This is a genomic window from Salipiger sp. 1_MG-2023 (assembly GCF_030547555.1).
Taxonomy (GTDB): domain Bacteria; phylum Pseudomonadota; class Alphaproteobacteria; order Rhodobacterales; family Rhodobacteraceae; genus Salipiger.
Map to the genome: position 1 here is coordinate 1 of NZ_JAUOQN010000175.1, position 922 is coordinate 922.

Consider the following 922-nt stretch of genomic DNA (forward strand, 5'->3'; position numbering starts at 1 on the left):
GTGCTCCAAGTGCATGGAGCCGATGGCGCTGGTCACGCGGTACTGCGCAAGAAGCTGCGGCGAGCGCAGGTGTTGGAGTTCTTCGGGCAGCTACGGCCTTGCGTTGTCGCGATGGAAGCCTGTGACGGCGCTCATTTTTGGGAGCGTGAGATCAGCAAGCTGGGCCACGACGTTCGGCTGATCCCGCCGGCCTGGGTCAAGCCTTTCGTCAAACGCCAAAAGAATGATGCTGCCGATGCCGAAGCAATCTGTGAAGCGGCAGTGCGCCCGACCATGCGTTTTGTACCGGTGAAGAGTGAAGACACACAGGGAGCGGCACTGGTCTTTCGTGTGTGCGAGCTTCTCATCCGGCAGCGCACCCAAGCGATCAATGCATTGCGTGGCCACCTCACTGAATTCGGCCAGATTGTGCCTCAGGGCGCGGCGAACGCCTCGAAGCTGATTGCTTTCGTCGAGGACCCGGACAGCGGCAGACCTGCCGATGCCATCACCACTTTGAAGGTGATGGTCATGGCACGCGCCCATCTGGAGGCGGAGATCGGGAAGCTGAATGCAGAGATCGCCCGCCGGGCCAAAGAAAATGACGTGGCCCGACGGTTGATGAGCGTTCCAGGCATTGGGCCACTGATCGCCACGGCTATCGCAACCCTGGCCCCGCCACCAGAGAACTTCCGCAAGGCCCGAGACTTTGCTGCCTGGCTGGGTCTGGTGCCGCGACAGCATTCGACCGGTGGCAAGCAGCGGCTCGGGGCCACGACGACCCTCTCGTGACATCGGCTTCACGATGCACTGCCGGGCAAAGGATGGGCGAGCGATCGCTGAGGCGGTTGCTGATCATCGGCGCCAACAGCGTCATCATCAAACGCCATGTCCATGCTGCCGCCAAGCCGGGCACGTGGTTGAGCGGAATGCTGTCCCGCAA

At 62.0% G+C, this 922-nt stretch carries 1 pseudogene; it reads left to right on the forward strand.

The features are described from left to right. Positions 1-922, forward strand: a pseudogene (locus tag Q4543_RS24455) (IS110 family transposase); the annotation flags it as partial.